Here is a 16,050-nt window from a genome sequence, read left to right as displayed (position 1 = left end):
GCAGGATGCCCCTGCATCGCCTGGGCCGGCGTCGTCCACGCCCACGCAATGATTGCGTCCAGCGCGTCCCGGTCCCCATCCGGCGCGGCTCGATCCCTCGGTTCCACCGCGCGCCGTGTGCACCACGATCGATACGCGCCTTATTTCATTCCCGACATCCCTTCTACTTTCGGATTTCTCAGATTCCCATGGCAAAAATCGTAGTGACCGGCGGCCAAGCGCTGCATGGCGAAGTCAATATTTCCGGCGCCAAGAATGCAGTGCTGCCGATCCTGTGCGCGACCCTGCTGGCCGATGCGCCGGTGGAAATCAGCAACGTGCCGCACCTGCACGACGTGATCACCACGGTGAAGCTGCTCAGCGAGCTGGGCGCGGAGGTCACCATCGACGAAGGCACGCTGGCCAAGGGCCGTTCGATCCTGGTCGACCCGCGCTCGGTCACCCATCAGGTTGCGCCGTATGAGCTGGTCAAGACCATGCGTGCCTCGATCCTGGTGTTGGGCCCACTGCTGGCGCGCTACGGCACTGCCGAAGTGTCGCTGCCCGGCGGTTGCGCGATCGGTTCGCGCCCGGTGGACCAGCACATCAAGGGCCTGCAGGCACTGGGTGCCGACATCAGCGTGGAAAATGGCTACATCAAGGCCACCAGCCACGGGCGCCTGAAGGGCGCGCGCTATGTGTTCGACATGGTCAGCGTCACCGGCACCGAGAACGTGCTGATGGCCGCGGTGCTCGCCGAAGGCACCACGGTGCTGGAAAACGCGGCGATGGAGCCGGAAGTCACCGACCTGGCCGACTGTCTGATCGCACTCGGTGCGCAGATTGAAGGCGCCGGCACGCCGCGCATCGTGGTGCAGGGCGTCGAGCGGCTGGGCGGCGGGCACCATGCGGTGCTGCCGGACCGCATCGAAACCGGCACCTTCCTGGTCGCCGCGGCGATGACCGGCGGCAGCGTCACCGTCCGCCGCGCGCGCCCGGAAACGCTGGATGCAGTGCTGGACAAGCTGACCGAGGCCGGCGCCACCATCACCACCACCGCCGACAGCATCACGCTGGACATGCACGGCAAGCGTCCGCGCGCAGTCAGCCTGACCACCGCGCCGTACCCTGCGTTTCCCACCGACATGCAGGCGCAATTCATGGCGCTCAACTGCGTGGCCGACGGGGTGGGCGTGATCAACGAAACCATCTTCGAAAACCGCTTCATGCACGTCAACGAGCTGCTGCGCCTGGGCGCGGATATCCAGGTCGAAGGCCACACCGCCATCGTGCGCGGTGCCGAACGCCTGAGCGGCGCGCCAGTGATGGCGACCGACCTGCGCGCATCGGCATCCTTGATCCTGGCAGGCCTGGTCGCCGATGGCGACACCACCATCGATCGCATCTACCACCTGGACCGTGGCTACGAAAACATCGAGGAGAAGCTGGGGGCGCTGGGCGCGACCATCCAGCGCACCGCATGATCCTGCGCGGCCGTTTCACCACCCGGCGCAAGATCCTGCTCGGCGTGATCGTGCTGATCCTGGCGTGGCTGGCCTATGCCTGGAGCGTGGGCATGGCCATCACCCAGGGCGTGGAGTTCAAGGACATGGACTGGAACAACGACGGCACTGCCAGCCGCGAAGAGATCGCACAATCGTTCTATGCAGTGGCGGTGAAGAAGACCGTTGAAGGCAAGCGCCATTGCGACCTGTTCTACTGGCGTAGCACCGGCGAGCAGATCCGCGTGGACTGCCGCACGGTGTTCTCCAGCGGCGATGACAAGGCCGCGGCCAAGCCCTGAGAGGTCGCAGCTCGGCCTGGCTCCGATCGGTGCATGAAGAGCGGCTGAGCTGAGGCTTGGCTGCAGGGTCCTCGCCCGCCCACCATCGCGGGACACGCCGCAAGTACGTCCGTGTAGGCTCTTATGCGGCATCCATGCCGCATAAGGTCCCGCGACGGTAGGCGGGCAAGGACCAGTCACGATGGTCGGGGTGCACAGTCTCAACCAAACAACACTCAGCGCGCTGGCGTGGCGTCTTGGTTCTTCAATCGAGGCGCACGCAAGAGGTTTGAGGCGGTGTCCTCACCGTGCCTTCAACCGGCCGTTGCTGCTCTCGCTTTCAACAGAGCAGCCCGCGAACTGCCTGGTGCGGTGTCCTCGCCGCTTGCGGGACCGTGTGGCGGCATGGATGCCGCCACCGAGCCTCCACGGACGGATTCACGGCGTGTCCCGCGAGCGGTGAGGGCACCGCGCACTCGGTTCACCACGCTTCAGAATGGCTATTGGCGGGTTGCCGGCTCAATAGTGGCTCCCAGTAGCGCACCGCAGCGCATTCCTGGGCACGCTCGATCAGGCACAAACGCTCAGCGCAGCGACTTGATGGTCAGGTCCAGCGCATCCTGGCCCTTTTCCTTCTGCAGCAGGCGCGCCGGTACCGGCAGGTCCTTGACCACCCACGCAATCAATTCCTTGTCGCCGTCCACGCGCGAGACCTTGGTGGCCTGCTCCTGCTTGCCGTTGACGGTGATGGTTTCCTTGCCGACCACCTTATAGCTCATCGGCTTGATGCGGCCTTCGTCCACCATGCGGTAGTTCAGTGGTTTGCCGGCGGCCAGATCGCGGGTGATGGCCAGGTTGATCAGCAGCGCGTCCATGTCGCCGGGCTGCAGTTTCACCGGCCCGCGGCGGTCCGGCTTGATGTCGCCGCCCCAGGTCGCCTGACTGGTCTTCCAGTCGTAGTTGGCGGTGACATTACGGCGCTTGACCATCATCGATGAGGTGTCGTTGCTGCTGACCGGGCGCAGTTGGCCATTTGCTTCTTCGAACACCGTGCTCTGGGTCAGGTTGGCCAGCTGGTTCTGGATGGTCAGCGTATAGCGCCACTGGTTGGCGCCGGCAGCGGCCAGGGTCATGGTGCCATTGGCTTGCATGCCCATGTAGTTGGCCGAGTAGTCGGCCTGGAATGGCTGCATGGCCAAGGCAGGCAGACTGGCCAAGGCCAATGCGGCGGCGGCAACGATGGCGCTGGGACGGGGGAGGGTTTTCATCGATCAGGCTCCTTGGTATTCGACCAGGCGTAGATCGACCTGATCCTCACCTTTGTCACGTTGGAGGATGCGCACCGGGGTGGGGACCCCGTTGGCGATCCAGAGGATGGTTTCGTTGTCGCCACCGTTGACGCGGTACACGCGCAACGCGTCGTAGCTCAGATCGCCCACCTGCACCACCTCGGTGGCGTCGGCTGCGCGGTAGTCGTATTTGCGCACCTTGCCTACGTCGACATAGCGATAGCTGAGGTTGCGCCCGGGTTGCGCGTCGCGCATCAGCGACAGGTTCAGCGACAACGCGCTTTGGTCGCCGTGCTGCAAGGGGATCGGCTGCTGGCGATCTTCCTTCAGATCACCGTTCCACTGCGCTGTGCCGGCCTGCCAGTTGTAGACACCGGTGACCTTCTTGCCGAAGAACACCGCCTTGCGCACCGTGCTCTGGCTCAGCGGCACATAGGTATCGCCATCGACGCGGAACACCGTGCTCTGTTCCAGGTTCAAGCCGAGAATGCTCGCGAAGCCCTTGCGGCCACGCACCGACATGTCGATGCGCCACTGGCTACCCTCGCCGTGGCTGACCTGCATGGTGGCATCGCCTGCTTCCTTGCCACGGTAGAACGCCTGGTAGGTCGCCACGAACGGTTCCAGTGGCGGCGGGGTCCAGGTGCTGGCGGGCAGGGCTGCGGGCGGTGTCGGCGCGGCGCCTGGAGTTGTGACCGGAACGGGCGCCGCTGGCACAGGCGCGGCGGGCGCCTGCTGCGCACGGCCGGGGCCGGCCTCGGTCAGCAAGGCGACAGTTAACAGCGCGGCGGCGATCGGGATGACGTTCATGCGCTGGTGGCGGGCACGGAGGCCGCAAGGATGTCCGAGACGGGATGAGGGGGATGTCTTCCGCATTCAGGAGAGTGCGGTGTTTGCGGACTCTAGTCGCAGTGGCGTAAACAGGCACTGACCGTCGACAAGCACGGTGTCGCCGTGCACCGCGACGCGGCCACTGGCAAGCAGCTCCAGCGTGGCCAGGAGCAGCGGGTGCTCGCGTGCCAGCACCCGCGTGGCCAGTTGTTCGGCACTGTCGCCGGGCAGGACCGGCACGCGTGCCTGCGCGATCACCGCGCCGGCATCCAGCTCCGGCACCACCAGATGCACGCTGGCACCATGCTCTGCATCGCCGGCTTCCAGCGCGCGCGCGTGCGTGTGCAGGCCGCGGTATTTGGGTAGCAGCGAGGGGTGGATGTTGAGCGTGCGCCCGGCGAAACGGCGCACCAACGGCTCACCCAGGATGCGCATATAGCCGGCGCAGATCACCCAGTCCGGCTGCGTGGCGGCGATGGCATCGCCCAGCGCGGCATCGAAGGCGGCGCGGTCGGCGAAATCGCGCGGGCTGGCGCTCCAGCGACGCGCCGGCTCGACCTTCTGCAAGGCTGGCGCCTGCGGGCGATCGGAAAATACGCCGACCACCTCGGCATGCAGGCGTCCGCTGGCGATCGCATCCAGGATGGCCTGCAGATTGCTGCCGCGGCCGGAGGCCAGCACGGCCAGGCGCAATGGGGCCTCAGGTGCGGGCATTGGAGAGTAGGCTCACAAACGTCTCAAACCGCAGCGTTGCCGGCACCGAACAGAGCCTTCACCTGCGGACGCAGCAGCACCACCAGCGTAAACACACCGACGACGGTGCCGAACGGCATGAACGAGCAGGAGATGCCGGCCACGATCAGGCACAACAGATGCCGCCTGCGCTGGGCGATGCAACGGCCGGCATAGGCGATGAACCCCGCCAGCGTCAGGCCGCAGCAGATAAATGCTGCCGCGAACACCACGAAAAACCAGCCGAACCAGCGCGGGTCCATTGGCGGCGCGTCCGGGCTGGTGCTCTCCATGGGCAGATGGCCAGTCACGATGGCAAGGCCCATGAACAGATGGATCAATGGAAACAACGAAAACAACCCGGTGATGCCGGCCAGCACGTAGTGGAAGATCGACAGCAGCTTGAGCTGCTGCAGATCTTCGGCGCTGGCAGCGGCAGTGGAAGGGCTGGCGATCGGGGACGCGTCCATGCAGGTCTTCTCTCAGCCAATCCGCACGCGCTCGTCGCCATGCGCCGGCACCACCTGGCCGATGCGCCAGTGCGCCAGCGACTGCGCATCCAGCGCCTGCTCCAGCGTGGCGGCCTGCTCGGGCGAGGCGATCAGCACGAAGCCGATGCCGCAGTTGAAGGTGCGCCACATTTCGGCATCGGCCACCGCGCCTTCGCGCTGCAGCCAGGCAAAGACCGGCGGCAGCGTCCAGGCGGTGGCGTCGATGTCCAGACCCAGCCCGTCCGGAACGACGCGGATGATGTTCTCGGTCAACCCGCCGCCGGTAATATGCGCCATGGCGTGGATCGCCTCGCCATGCGCCTTGAGCAGGGCCAGCACCGGCTTGACGTATAGCGCGGTCGGCGCCATCAGCGCATCGATCAGCTTGGTGCCATCGTCCAGCACGTGTTCGGCCGGCGCACCGGCGCGCTCGTAGATCTTGCGGATCAGCGAATAGCCGTTGGAATGCGGGCCGGAGGAGGCGATGCCGATCAGCACGTCGCCGTCGCGCACCTGCGCGCCATCCAGTAGCTGCGATTTTTCCACCGCGCCCACGGTGAAACCGGCCAGGTCGTATTCGCCCGGCGGGTACATGTCGGGCATTTCGGCAGTTTCGCCGCCGATCAGCGCGCAACCGGAGAGCTCGCAGCCACGCGCGATGCCGCCCACCACCGCCGCGGCGGTGTCCACATCCAGCTTGCCGGTGGCGAAGTAATCCAGGAAGAACAGCGGCTCTGCGCCCTGCACCAGCACGTCGTTGACGCACATGCCGACCAGGTCGATGCCGATGGTGTCGTGTCGTCCCAATTGCTGAGCCAGCTTGAGCTTGGTGCCCACGCCGTCGGTGCCAGAGACCAGCACCGGCTCCTTGTACTTGCCGGACAGGTCGAACAGCGCGCCGAAGCCACCCAGGCCGCCCATGACCTCGGGCCGGAAGCTGCGCTTGACCAGCGGCTTGATGCGTTCGACCAATGCATTGCCGGCATCGATGTCGACCCCCGCGTCGCGGTAGGTCATGGGCGAGGGGCTGGAAGGCGTCTGGCTGGTCACGGGCGGGGGTGGCTCGGCGGTAAAGGCGGCGATTTTAGCAGCCACGTTGGCGCTAGCGCCCCATTCGGGCAACAATTCACCCGGATACGCTTATGTCATGGAACCGTCGATGCGCCGCAGTCTCGCTTTCTTTCTCGCCCTCGTGGTCGCCATGCCCGTCGCTCCGGCCTTTGCGCAAGCAGATCTGCGCACCGAAGGCGACGTTGCCAAGGCGCAAAGTGCCTACGACGCCGAAGTGCCGGTCAATAGCCAGAGCGAATCCGATCGCCCCGGCGCACTGGCACGTGCGCTCGGCGCCGTGCTGGGCAAGGTCTCCGGCGACCGCGCCGTGATGAGCCGCCCCGGCGTTCCGCAGGCGCTGCGCAACGCGCCGAACTACGTCGAACACTACGACTACCGCCAGGATCAGGGCACCTCGCGCACCGGCGCGCCGACCTTCCGTACGACCCTGGTGGCACGTTTCCGGCAATCGGATGTGGATGGCCTGATCGCCGCGCTGGGCCTGCCGGTGTGGCCCTTGCCGCGGCCCAAGCCGGTGCTGTGGTTGGCCATCGACGATGGCAGCGGCCCACGCCTGGTTGGCGTGGCCCAGGCCAATGCCGCGCGCAGCGTGCTGGACCGTGCGATCGAACGTGGCTACCGCCTCGGGCTGCCGAGCGGCGCCGCCGCCGAGCAGGCGCTGGCTGGCGCGATCTGGCGCAAGGACACCGCCGCGGTGTCGCGCGCCTCGGCCAAGTACAGCCCACCGATGCAGTTGATCGGCAAGCTCTACCGCAACGCCGCCGGCTGGACTGCCGATTGGGTCTTCGTGGACAACGGCAATGTGCTGTCCAGCTGGACCAGCAGCGACGGCGATGCACGCCGCGCCATGGCGGCCGGCGCCGACGGCGCCGCCGATGCGCTGGTCAAGCGCTACGCCAAGCGGGTGGATTCGGGCGTGCCCGGTGTCTACCGCGTGGTGATCACCGGCATCAGCAGCGCCGACGACTACCTGCGCGTGTCGGCCGCGCTGCAGGGCGTCTCGGTGGTACGCAGCATCCGCCCGGTCAGCGCCAATGGCGACCGGATGGAATTGGACCTGGAATTGCTCACGGGTATTTCCGGCCTCAACCGTATGCTCGGCGACAACAGCCCGCTGGTCTCGGTCTCGGTACCGACCGAAGGCCCGATCATTCTCGAAAACGAGCACGCCGAGTACCGTCTGAAATGACTTTGACTCCCGAAGCCGAAATTGCCCTGTTCCTGCGTCGCCTCAAGTGGGCGGCGGTGATTGTCGGTGTGTTGTGGGTGGTCTCGCTGCTGGCGCCGATCCTGACCCCGTTCGTGCTGGCGCTGTTGCTGGCCTGGCTGGGCGACCCGCTGGTGGATCGCATCGAACGTGCCGGACGCTCGCGGAATGTCGCGGTGATGCTGGTCTTCGTGCTGGCGACGCTGCTGTTCGTGCTGGCGCTGATGATTCTGGTGCCGATGATCGAGCGCCAGATCATGACCTTGATCGATGCGCTGCCGCAGATGCGCAACTGGGCGATTGGCACGGCCATCCCGTGGCTGGAAGCCAAGACCGGCATGCAGCTGATGGCCTGGCTGGATCCGGAGCGCTTGATCGACTGGATCCGCAGCCATTGGGAACAGGCCGGTGGCGCCGCCAAGACGCTCTTCGGCTACGTGTCGCGCTCGGGCTTTGCGATGGTGACCTGGGTGATCAACCTGGCGCTGCTGCCGATCCTGGCGTTCTACTTCCTGCGCGACTGGGATCGCCTGGTCGAACGCGTGGCTGCCGTCATCCCGCGCGCCTACATTGGTACCGTGAGTCGCCTGGCACAGGAATCCAACGACGTGCTCGGTGGCTTCATCCGTGGCCAGTTCCTGGTGATGCTGGCGCTGGGTGCGATTTACGCCACCGGTATGTCCATCATCGGGCTCAACCTGGGCCTGTTGATCGGCATCATCGCGGGCTTGATCAGCTTCATTCCGTACCTGGGCGCGACCACAGGCATCGTGCTGGCGCTACTGGCAGCCATCGTGCAGGCGCAAGGGCTGGATCTGAAATTGCTGGTCGGCGTGGGTGTCGTGTTCACGGTGGGCCAGCTGCTGGAAAGCTATGTGCTCACGCCGCGTATCGTCGGCGACAAGATCGGCCTGCACCCGGTGGCGGTGATCTTCGCGGTGATGGCCGGCGGCCAGTTGTTCGGCTTCCTCGGCATGTTGCTGGCATTGCCGGTCGCGGCAGTGGCCAACGTGCTGTTGCGCTATGCGCATGAGCAGTACACGCGCAGCGATCTGTATGCGGGCGAGCGCGCCGGCATCGTGCTGCAGTCCACGCCCGAGCGCAGCGTGATCATCGACCCCAGCAAGGACCCGGACCGGTCGTGAGTGTTCCGCAGTTGCCGCTGGCGTTGCGCGCGCCACCCGATCAGCGTTTCGACAGTTACATCGCCGCGCCCGACGGCCTGCTTGCGCAGTTGCAGGCGCTGGCTGCGGGGCATGTGAGCGATTGGTTGTATCTCTCCGGCCCCGCCGGCACCGGCAAGACGCATCTGGCGCTGTCGCTGTGCGCCGCCGCCGAGCAGGCCGGGCGCACTCCCGCGTATCTGCCGCTGCAGGCGGCCGCCGGCCGCTTGCGCGATGCGCTCGAAGCGCTGGAAGGCCGCGGCCTGGTCGCTCTGGATGGCGTGGAAAGCATCGCCGGCCGACGCGACGACGAAGTGGCGTTGTTCGATTTCCACAATCGCGCGCGCGCGGCCGGCATCACGCTGTTGTACACCGCGCGACAGATGCCCGATGGGCTGGCGTTGGTGTTGCCGGACCTGCGTTCGCGGCTGTCGCAATGCATTCGGATCGGGTTGCCCGTGCTCGACGATGCGGCACGCGGGGCAGTACTGCGCGACCGCGCGCAGCGTCGCGGCCTGGCGCTGGACGAAGCGGCGATCGACTGGCTGCTGACCCACAGCGAGCGCGAACTGGCGGGGCTGGTGGCCTTGCTGGATCGTCTGGATCGCGAATCGTTGGCCGCAAAACGCCGCATCACCGTGCCATTTCTGCGGCGTGTGGTAGCGGGGATGCCGGGACCCGGATAACGCAGAAGCGAAGCGGGTCGCGGTGCAGTTGTGCCGTGTGTTGGATACGCTGCGGTGGATCGGCGGCAGGTAATGCCCACGCCCTGGCGCGTCAGCTTTTCTCGGGTCCCGCCAGTTCCCCCTGCAGCGCGGCCAGCCGCTGCGGCGTGCCGACATCGGTCCAGCGTCCGGGGTGGTGGATGCCATCGATCAGGCCCTCCGCCATCTTTGCGCGCAGGATCGGCGCCAGCGCAAAGCGCGGCGCAGTACCAGTCTGTTCCGGCAACTGGCCAATGACCGATTGCCAATCGCGCAGCAGCGCTGGTCGATACATGCCAATGCCGGAATAGGTGAGCGTCGCGGGCAGATCTGCGCGCACCTTGCCATCCGCATCCAGCGCGAAGTCGGCGCGCGCTGCGTAGCTGGGGCGGTCGACCAGTACCAGCTGTGCAAGTCCTGCGGGTACCTGCGGCAGACGGGAAAAATCGAAGTCCGTCCAGATGTCGCCGTTGATCAGCAAAAAGGGCGCATCGCCTAATAGCGGCAGCGCATGCAACATGCCGCCGCCGGTTTCCAGCGGCGTGGTCCCTTCGTAGGAATAGGTCAGCCGTAGACCGTAGGCGCTGCCGTCTCCCAACAGCTGCGGAAACTGCTCGGCCAGCCACGAGGTATTGATCACCGCCTCGTCCACGCCCAGCGCCGCCAACTTGCGCAGATGCCACACGATCAACGGCGCACCACCGACGGACAGCAGTGGCTTGGGCGTGTGCTCTGTCAGCGGGCGCATGCGCTCGCCGAATCCTGCCGCAAAGATCAGCGCCTTCATGCCGTGGCCTGCTGGGCACGCGCAGCCAGCGCGGGCTTGATCACCGCGTCAAGCAGGCCGATTAACGGCGCAAGCTCGGCGTAGCGCGGCAGCACTTCGTCCAGATACGCCATGAAACGCGGCACATTGTCCAGATACCAATGCTTGCCATCGCGATGACTCAGGCGCGAGAAAATCCCCAGGTTTTTCAGATGGCGCTGCACGCCCATCCAGTCCGCATCGCGCAGGAACTTCGCCAACGGCGGCACCGGTAATCCAGCCGCTGCGGCACGTGCGTGATAGTGCTGCAGCCAGCTGTCTACGCGAGCGATCGGCCAGCTCACCGAAGTGTCCTTGAACAGGCTGATCGGGTCGTAGGCAATCGGGCCGATCACGCAATCCTGGAAGTCCAGCACCGCCGGGCCATCGGGCACCGGCATCAGATTGCGCGGCATGAAATCGCGGTGGGTGAACACGCGCGGCTGGGCCAGCGCGTTGTCCATCAGATGGCGCTGCACCAATTGCAACTGCTCGGCATGGGCGCAGTCCAGCTGCACGCCCAGGTGGCGGCCTAAAAACCATTCTTCGAACAAGCCGGCATCGCGTTGGAGCAGCGCCTCGCCAAACACGCCACTATCGGCAGGTGGGGGAATTCTTTGCAGCAGCAGCAGCTGGGCAATCGCGCCATCCAGCAAGTCGTCGGCGTTGGCATCGGTGAGCACCTGTGCCAGCGTCGGAACGCCCAGATCCTCTAGCAGTAAAAAGCCCGTTTCCAGATCCTGTGCAAGCACCTGAGGCACGCGTACCCCATGGGCGCCCAGAAGTGCATGCATGCGCAGCCAGGGCGCCACGTTTTCCAGCTTTGGCGGTGCATCCATCAAGATGCGATCCACGCCACGCCCGCGCGTGCGCCAGTAGCTGCGAAACCCCGCATCGACTGATGCGCGCTGCAGCGAGGCATGTGGATCGTCGAGCGCTTGTTGTGCCCAATGCAGGCGAAGCGCATCGCGCGCAGGATCCGGATGAAGTGACGTCATGAAGAGAGAAGGCGTAGTGGAGTGATGGATAGACGCGGCAGAAACGCGGTGAAACGCTCAGCGCTTGCTGCCACTGAACAACCGCAACAACGCCAGGATGGCAATCGCGCCGAGCAGCGCGCCAAGGAAACCGGCCGGCTCGCCCGCGCGGTACCACCCCATGTAGCGGCCAAACCAGCTGGCGACCACGGCACCGGCAATGCCCAGCACGATCGTCAGCAGGCAGCCCAGACGTTGGGTACCCGGCGTAATGAAACGCGCCAGCAGCCCAACCACAAAACCGACCAGCAGAATGTAGAGCCAGCTGTCGCTACCAAACAGATGATTCATCGCAGCACCGAAGGTGGACGGGATCGGCAGACTAGCATTTCGGATGTCGCTGCCTCACGCAGCGAGCATTGGAGCGCGCGGGCCGATGCACTGCCTTCAGCATGACATGGTCATCGGCTCCTGCTACCAAGCGCTCATGGTTCGGGCAGTGACTCCCGGGAAGTTGTCTTCCTTCAGAAAGAAGCCGTCTTTCGATAAACAAACCCCTGCGGGAACCCTTGCCGACTTGGGTGTGCAAAGAACGCCAGTTCTGCGCTGGGCAATGCGCGCCAGGCACGTCCCGAAGAAAAACAACCGATCTCCCCTCTGCCAGCGGCAGAGGGAATCGGGTAAGGATGCGGTCCAGGCAGTACGTGGAGCCCGGCGGCCAGGTTGCGCCAGCAAGCCTGAGCGCCAAAGCGGGTCAGCCCGACGACCACGGCGCACCCGCTCATCCCCACTTAAAGCGCAGCCCCACCTTTCATGAAATCGATGCGCGCCAACCGCACGCATCGATGAAGCCACAACTCAACAGCAACCATGCCCACCATGACGGGTGCCGCTATCGGCCGCCACCGGCGAGCCGCTGGTTTCGCCGCGCAGGCAGGCGGCGTGATGGTCGGCAATCACCTTCGAGACGCAGGCAGTCACGCGCTTGCCCATCGGGATGTGCAGGAACTCGTTGGGGCCATGCGCATTGGAATGCGGGCCGAGCACGCCGGTGATCATGAACTGCGCGCCGGGAAACTTCTCGCCAAGCATGCCCATGAACGGGATCGAGCCGCCTTCGCCCATGTACATCGCCGGCTTGTCGAAAAAAGCCTGGCTGGCGTCGTCGATCGCCTTCTCCAGCCATGGTGCCATCGCCGGTGCATTCCAGCCGGACGAGGCCTTTTCCAGTTCGAGCGTCACCTGCGCACCATTGGGCGGGTCGCGCAGTAGCGCGGTCTTGAGCAACTCGCCGCAGGCCTTGCCGTCAGCCGTTGGCGGCAGTCGCAGCGACAGTTTCACCGCGGTCTGCGGACGCAGCACGTTGCCGGCCGACGCCAGCGGCGGCATGCCATCCACACCGGTAATCGACAGCGCCGGGCGCCAGGTGCGGTTCAACACCAATTCGGTGAGGTCCTCGTGCATCGGCACCAGGCCATCGACCATCGGGAACTTGTCGAAAATCGCGGTATCCAATGTGCCAGCGGCGGCCTTCGCTTGGGTCAGCCGCTCGGCGGGCACCTCCACATGCAGGCCATCGAGCAGGATGCGGCCGGTGGTTTCGTCTTCGATGCGGGACAGAAGCTGGCGCAGCAGGCGGAAGCTGGACGGCACCACGCCCGAAGCATCGCCCGAGTGCACGCCTTCTTCCAGCACCTTGACCGTCAGGTTGCCGCCGGTCAGCCCGCGCAACGAAGTCGTGCACCACAGCTGTTCGTAATTGCCGCAGCCCGAGTCCAGGCACACCACCAGCGACGGCTTGCCGATGCGCTCGGCCAGATGGTCTACATAGGCCGGTAGATCGTAGCTGCCCGATTCCTCGCAGGCCTCGATCAACACCACGCAGCGCGCATGCGGCAGGCCCTGGTTGCGCAGTGCCAGAATCGCGGCCAGCGACCCGAAGATGGCATAGCCGTCGTCGGCGCCACCACGCCCGTACAACTTGTCGTCGCGCAACACCGGCTCCCAGGGGCCCAGGTCCGGGTCCCAGCCGGTCATCTCCGGCTGCTTATCCAGATGACCGTACAGCAGCACGGTGTCCTCGCCCGACTCGGGGCCGGTGGCCGGAATCTCGATGAAGATCAATGGTGTGCGGCCTTCCAGGCGCACCACCTCGACTTGCATGCCGTCGATGGCCTGCGCACGCGCCCAGGTCTCCATCAACACGACCGCCTGCTCCATGTAGCCGTGGGCCACCCAATCGGCATCGAACATCGGCGACTTGTTGGGAATACGGATGTAATCGACCAGTTGCGGGACGATCTCGCGGTCCCAGGTGTCGCGGATGAATTGATCGATCTTGGCGCTGTCCATGGAGGCTCCGAATGCGTGACGTAGCCGCACATTCTACGCCCGCCTCGGGGGGTAGGTATTTCCCTACAAGGCGGCGCGCAGTTCACCGGCTGTGTGAAAAGTTCGTTGGCGATAGGATTGCTGCATGTGGCGCGGGACACTGGCTCCGCCGGCAGGAATGCTGGCTAGGACCATCACCCAAGCCACAAGGAGCGTTGCAATGAAGTCATTTACCGTAGTCCTGAAGTCCCTGCTACTGGCGTTGTTGTTGTCCTCGAATGCGTATGCGCTCGACAAGGTCGATATCAACACCGCGTCTGCTGAGGAATTGGACAAGGTGCTGATGAATGTCGGGCGATCAAAAGCCGAGGCAATCGTCGAGCACCGTCAGGCAAACGGTCCCTTCAAAAGTGCCGAGGAACTGGCACTGGTCAAGGGCATCGGACTCAAGACGGTCGAACGGAATCGCGACCTGATCGAAGTTGGAGCCACGATGGCTCCAGCCAAGAAGGCTGCCAAGGGGGCGGCGGTGAAACCGGTGGGACGGCGTTAAGGGGAAGGGATCCGAGATACGGTTCGACGCGAGGATGCGTGGCCGCAACCTAACTGGACAGGATGTCTGGGGGATGGCTGGAAGCCGACAAGGACGTGGAATCGCCCGGTGTTGCACTTGGATGTGCAGCCGGGCGTTTTTCGTTTTGACCTGTGAAGATCTTGGGATCGCGCATCGCCAAGGTGTTTTGAAATGGACAGCAAAACTTGGTGGGCAGTCTTCAGGCTGAGTGGACTGCTTCAAAGCCTCCAAGTGTTCGAGTGACTCATGCGTACCAAGTATTGGTAGAGCCCGCCTTGCGATGGGTCGTGGCGTCAGCCCGCCGCTTGATGTTCAGGTCACTGGCTATACGTCTTGCCGATAAAGACAGACGAAGCGGCAAGATACAGCCTGATCTCGGGGCGTGAGCTTGAGGCACAATGCGCCGATGCAGCTGACAGACCTGAGCAGCCGGGTGATCCCGGCCAATGAGTACCGCCGTGAGCGGTGGCGCAATCAGTTGGGTTGGACGCGGGAGATCCTGCGTGTGGGCGATACAGCGCAATGGGCATTGCGGCTGTCGATTGCCGAAATCGAGCAGGATGCCGCGTTCTCGGCATTCCCGGGCATCGATCGTGAGTTGGTGCTGCTTCGGGGTCATGGCATGCGTTTGACGTTCGGCGGTGGCGATACTGATGTCCAAGCCGCAACCAAAGCCAAACCCAAAGCCGAAACCCATATCCATACCGGTGCTAGTGACATTGCCAGCGCTCGTGTGACCGTCAGCGCCGAGAATGCCGGAGCCGAAACCGAAACCGCTGCGGGTGCCTGGAAGGGTGTTGGTTCAGACGCGAGTGGCGCAGAGAGTGTTGGCGAGCATGCTGCTGTCGATGGATCGTTGAGCGCTGGTGAGCGCCTTGCTGCAAATGCTTCGGGCAGCAGGCGATGGGTGGACTTAGTACCGCCCTATCAACGCGTGCGATTTGCCGGCGAAGAGGCGGTTGAGGCAGTGCTGCTGGACGGTCCTACCCAGGATTTCAACCTGATGTGGCGGCGCGATGTGCTGCAGACCGAGCTGCTGCATCGTCCTCTGGTCGGCACCATGTTGTTCTTTGCCGACCCAGGTAGCGCCTGGGCGATTCATCTGCTTGCCGGCCAGGCCAGTTTCGGGCGCGACAGCGGTTTGCCGCCGTTGGCGGCTGGCGATACCGCGTGGTTGAGTGCAGCGACGCGCACCCGTTACGTACTCGACGGTGGCGGCGAATTGCTGGCGATTCGGGTGAGTCCGGTCTAGGGCCTTCTTCACGTATCTGCGAGCAGGGCGCGCCTCCTGGCACGCGCCCGGATGCATTCGTGTCAACGCAGACAAGCGACGGCATCGCTGTGCCACCTGGCTAGGGAACAGTGCAGGCGCCGCGAGTGGTTCCGGCAATTCCAGGGGGAAACCAATGAGTACCATCAGCTCGGTCGGAGCCGGCTACGCCGCCTACACGTCCTATGCAAGCCGCAGTGCGACCACCGGCAACGCCGCATCCGCCGCACAGGCGGAAAAAACCAATCCGCTGACGCAGTTGTTCAAATCCATCGATAGTGACAGCGATGGCAGCCTGACCGCGTCCGAGCTGTCGACCGCGCTGTCGTCCAATAGCAATGACGACAGCAAGATCGACATCGACGGGCTGCTGAGCATGCTCGATCAGGATGGTGGCGGCACCGTCAGCGAGAGCGAACTGGCGCAGGCCTTGCCGCCGCCTCCGCCACCGCCGGGTGAGCAAGGACAGGATGTGCAGTCGTTGTTTGCCGGCCTGGACAGCGATGGCGACGACAGTGTCAGCAGCGGTGAATTGAGCACGCTGGTCAATGGCGACAGTGCGTCGAGCACGCAGCTGCTGGACCTGCTCGACAGCGACAAGAGCGGGGCGCTGAGTCTGCAGGAACTGCAGGAAGCGATGCAGCCACGCGATCCGCCGCCGCGACCGCCGTCATCGGCCGATGCATCCAGCAGCGACGGCACACAGCAGGCCTATGCAGCGTTGATGCAGATGGCCGTGGGGCAGTACCGCAGCATTGGCGGCAGCGCGACAACGAGCAATCTGGTCGATCTGGCAGCGTAATGCGGTGATCGAGAGAGAATGGGGAAGCCGGAGCGCGGTCC

At 64.8% G+C, this 16,050-nt stretch carries 17 protein-coding genes; 8 read left to right on the top strand and 9 right to left on the bottom strand.

Features of this window, described 5'->3' with window-relative positions; genetic code table 11:
- Window positions 1-188 precede the first annotated feature (188 nt).
- Together murA and ACCQ07_RS14690 are read left to right on the top strand one after the other, a co-directional pair.
- Window positions 189-1,463 carry a UDP-N-acetylglucosamine 1-carboxyvinyltransferase gene (murA, locus tag ACCQ07_RS14695; protein WP_014090694.1) on the top strand — a complete coding sequence of 425 codons (1,275 nt, stop codon included), beginning with the start codon at window positions 189-191 and terminating at the stop codon, window positions 1,461-1,463.
- On the top strand, window positions 1,460-1,783 hold the full coding sequence (locus tag ACCQ07_RS14690; protein ID WP_029819916.1) for a hypothetical protein: 324 nt from the start codon (window positions 1,460-1,462) through the stop codon (window positions 1,781-1,783). Before murA ends, ACCQ07_RS14690 begins: the two co-directional genes overlap by 4 nt.
- Before the next feature lie 563 nt (window positions 1,784-2,346).
- Here the strand turns inward: ACCQ07_RS14690 and ACCQ07_RS14685 are convergent.
- From ACCQ07_RS14685 to purM, 5 genes are all read right to left on the bottom strand, one after another.
- Complete coding sequence (locus ACCQ07_RS14685) at window positions 2,347-3,030, bottom strand: DUF3108 domain-containing protein (RefSeq protein WP_008572650.1); 684 nt, start codon at window positions 3,028-3,030, stop codon at window positions 2,347-2,349.
- A gap of 3 nt (window positions 3,031-3,033) precedes the next feature.
- On the bottom strand, window positions 3,034-3,861 hold the full coding sequence (locus tag ACCQ07_RS14680; RefSeq protein ID WP_008572646.1) for a DUF3108 domain-containing protein: 828 nt from the start codon (window positions 3,859-3,861) through the stop codon (window positions 3,034-3,036).
- A gap of 66 nt (window positions 3,862-3,927) precedes the next feature.
- The gene (gene purN, locus ACCQ07_RS14675; RefSeq protein WP_372363414.1) at window positions 3,928-4,596 is read right to left on the bottom strand and encodes a phosphoribosylglycinamide formyltransferase; all 669 of its coding nucleotides are present in this window, start codon (window positions 4,594-4,596) and stop codon (window positions 3,928-3,930) included.
- Window positions 4,597-4,619: 23 nt separating this feature from the next.
- A complete protein-coding gene (locus tag ACCQ07_RS14670) occupies window positions 4,620-5,084 on the bottom strand; it encodes a hypothetical protein (protein ID WP_218560248.1) in 465 nt (154 codons plus the stop codon).
- A gap of 12 nt (window positions 5,085-5,096) precedes the next feature.
- Window positions 5,097-6,230, bottom strand: coding sequence for a phosphoribosylformylglycinamidine cyclo-ligase (gene purM / locus ACCQ07_RS14665; protein WP_029819912.1), 1,134 nt, complete (start codon window positions 6,228-6,230; stop codon window positions 5,097-5,099).
- Between the two features lie 22 nt (window positions 6,231-6,252).
- On the opposite strand from purM, the gene ACCQ07_RS14660 reads away from it, so the two are divergent.
- Genes ACCQ07_RS14660 through hda form a run of 3 tightly spaced genes read left to right on the top strand, consistent with a single transcriptional unit; the run spans window position 6,253 to window position 9,232 of the window.
- On the top strand, window positions 6,253-7,365 hold the full coding sequence (locus tag ACCQ07_RS14660) for a DUF2066 domain-containing protein (RefSeq protein ID WP_029819911.1): 1,113 nt from the start codon (window positions 6,253-6,255) through the stop codon (window positions 7,363-7,365).
- On the top strand, window positions 7,362-8,528 hold the full coding sequence (locus ACCQ07_RS14655; protein ID WP_008572638.1) for an AI-2E family transporter: 1,167 nt from the start codon (window positions 7,362-7,364) through the stop codon (window positions 8,526-8,528). The genes ACCQ07_RS14660 and ACCQ07_RS14655 overlap by 4 nt, the downstream gene beginning before the upstream one ends.
- Entirely contained in the window at window positions 8,525-9,232 is a 708-nt protein-coding gene (gene hda, locus ACCQ07_RS14650; RefSeq protein WP_008572635.1) for a DnaA regulatory inactivator Hda, read from the top strand. Before ACCQ07_RS14655 ends, hda begins: the two co-directional genes overlap by 4 nt.
- Window positions 9,233-9,323: 91 nt before the next feature.
- Here the strand turns inward: hda and murU are convergent, their stop codons facing one another.
- From murU to ACCQ07_RS14630, 4 genes are all read right to left on the bottom strand, one after another.
- Complete coding sequence (gene murU / locus ACCQ07_RS14645) at window positions 9,324-10,037, bottom strand: N-acetylmuramate alpha-1-phosphate uridylyltransferase MurU (protein WP_011348135.1); 714 nt, start codon at window positions 10,035-10,037, stop codon at window positions 9,324-9,326.
- Window positions 10,034-11,053 carry an aminoglycoside phosphotransferase family protein gene (locus ACCQ07_RS14640; protein ID WP_005913345.1) on the bottom strand — a complete coding sequence of 340 codons (1,020 nt, stop codon included), beginning with the start codon at window positions 11,051-11,053 and terminating at the stop codon, window positions 10,034-10,036. The genes murU and ACCQ07_RS14640 overlap by 4 nt, the downstream gene beginning before the upstream one ends.
- 57 nt (window positions 11,054-11,110) lie before the next feature.
- A complete protein-coding gene (locus tag ACCQ07_RS14635; protein WP_005913344.1) occupies window positions 11,111-11,383 on the bottom strand; it encodes a GlsB/YeaQ/YmgE family stress response membrane protein in 273 nt (90 codons plus the stop codon).
- Between the two features lie 507 nt (window positions 11,384-11,890).
- A complete protein-coding gene (locus tag ACCQ07_RS14630) occupies window positions 11,891-13,384 on the bottom strand; it encodes a M20 family metallopeptidase (protein ID WP_218555644.1) in 1,494 nt (497 codons plus the stop codon).
- A 157-nt stretch (window positions 13,385-13,541) separates the two neighbouring features.
- On the opposite strand from ACCQ07_RS14630, the gene ACCQ07_RS14625 reads away from it, so the two are divergent.
- From ACCQ07_RS14625 to xopAW, 3 genes are all read left to right on the top strand, one after another.
- Complete coding sequence (locus ACCQ07_RS14625) at window positions 13,542-13,916, top strand: ComEA family DNA-binding protein (protein ID WP_008572623.1); 375 nt, start codon at window positions 13,542-13,544, stop codon at window positions 13,914-13,916.
- Between the two features lie 427 nt (window positions 13,917-14,343).
- Window positions 14,344-15,189 (top strand): HutD/Ves family protein, encoded by an 846-nt coding sequence (locus ACCQ07_RS14620; RefSeq protein WP_127167415.1) that lies wholly within the window; start codon window positions 14,344-14,346, stop codon window positions 15,187-15,189.
- 154 nt (window positions 15,190-15,343) lie between these two features.
- Window positions 15,344-16,009: an EF-hand domain-containing protein gene (xopAW, locus tag ACCQ07_RS14615; protein WP_008572619.1), complete on the top strand. Its 666-nt coding sequence runs from the start codon at window positions 15,344-15,346 to the stop codon at window positions 16,007-16,009.
- The last annotated feature ends 41 nt before the right edge of the window (window positions 16,010-16,050 follow it).

It is taken from the genome of Xanthomonas sp. NCPPB 3583 (genome assembly GCF_041475715.2).
GTDB lineage: Bacteria > Pseudomonadota > Gammaproteobacteria > Xanthomonadales > Xanthomonadaceae > Xanthomonas > Xanthomonas euvesicatoria.
The sequence above is the reverse complement of the archived record's forward strand: the minus strand, read 5'-3'. Positions and strand labels throughout refer to the sequence as shown.

Excerpts from the sequence above, each read along its gene's own strand:
- murA (WP_014090694.1), top strand. The coding sequence starts at position 189 with ATGGCAAAAATCGTAGTGACCGGCGGCCAAGCGCTGCATGGCGAAGTC.
- ACCQ07_RS14690 (WP_029819916.1), top strand. The coding sequence starts at position 1,460 with ATGATCCTGCGCGGCCGTTTCACCACCCGGCGCAAGATCCTGCTCGGC.
- ACCQ07_RS14685 (WP_008572650.1), bottom strand. The coding sequence starts at position 3,030 with ATGAAAACCCTCCCCCGTCCCAGCGCCATCGTTGCCGCCGCCGCATTG.
- ACCQ07_RS14680 (WP_008572646.1), bottom strand. The coding sequence starts at position 3,861 with ATGAACGTCATCCCGATCGCCGCCGCGCTGTTAACTGTCGCCTTGCTG.
- purN (WP_372363414.1), bottom strand. The coding sequence starts at position 4,596 with ATGCCCGCACCTGAGGCCCCATTGCGCCTGGCCGTGCTGGCCTCCGGC.
- ACCQ07_RS14670 (WP_218560248.1), bottom strand. The coding sequence starts at position 5,084 with ATGGACGCGTCCCCGATCGCCAGCCCTTCCACTGCCGCTGCCAGCGCC.
- ACCQ07_RS14660 (WP_029819911.1), top strand. The coding sequence starts at position 6,253 with ATGGAACCGTCGATGCGCCGCAGTCTCGCTTTCTTTCTCGCCCTCGTG.
- ACCQ07_RS14655 (WP_008572638.1), top strand. The coding sequence starts at position 7,362 with ATGACTTTGACTCCCGAAGCCGAAATTGCCCTGTTCCTGCGTCGCCTC.
- murU (WP_011348135.1), bottom strand. The coding sequence starts at position 10,037 with ATGAAGGCGCTGATCTTTGCGGCAGGATTCGGCGAGCGCATGCGCCCG.
- ACCQ07_RS14640 (WP_005913345.1), bottom strand. The coding sequence starts at position 11,053 with ATGACGTCACTTCATCCGGATCCTGCGCGCGATGCGCTTCGCCTGCAT.
- ACCQ07_RS14635 (WP_005913344.1), bottom strand. The coding sequence starts at position 11,383 with ATGAATCATCTGTTTGGTAGCGACAGCTGGCTCTACATTCTGCTGGTC.
- ACCQ07_RS14630 (WP_218555644.1), bottom strand. The coding sequence starts at position 13,384 with ATGGACAGCGCCAAGATCGATCAATTCATCCGCGACACCTGGGACCGC.
- ACCQ07_RS14625 (WP_008572623.1), top strand. The coding sequence starts at position 13,542 with ATGCTGGCTAGGACCATCACCCAAGCCACAAGGAGCGTTGCAATGAAG.
- ACCQ07_RS14620 (WP_127167415.1), top strand. The coding sequence starts at position 14,344 with ATGCAGCTGACAGACCTGAGCAGCCGGGTGATCCCGGCCAATGAGTAC.
- xopAW (WP_008572619.1), top strand. The coding sequence starts at position 15,344 with ATGAGTACCATCAGCTCGGTCGGAGCCGGCTACGCCGCCTACACGTCC.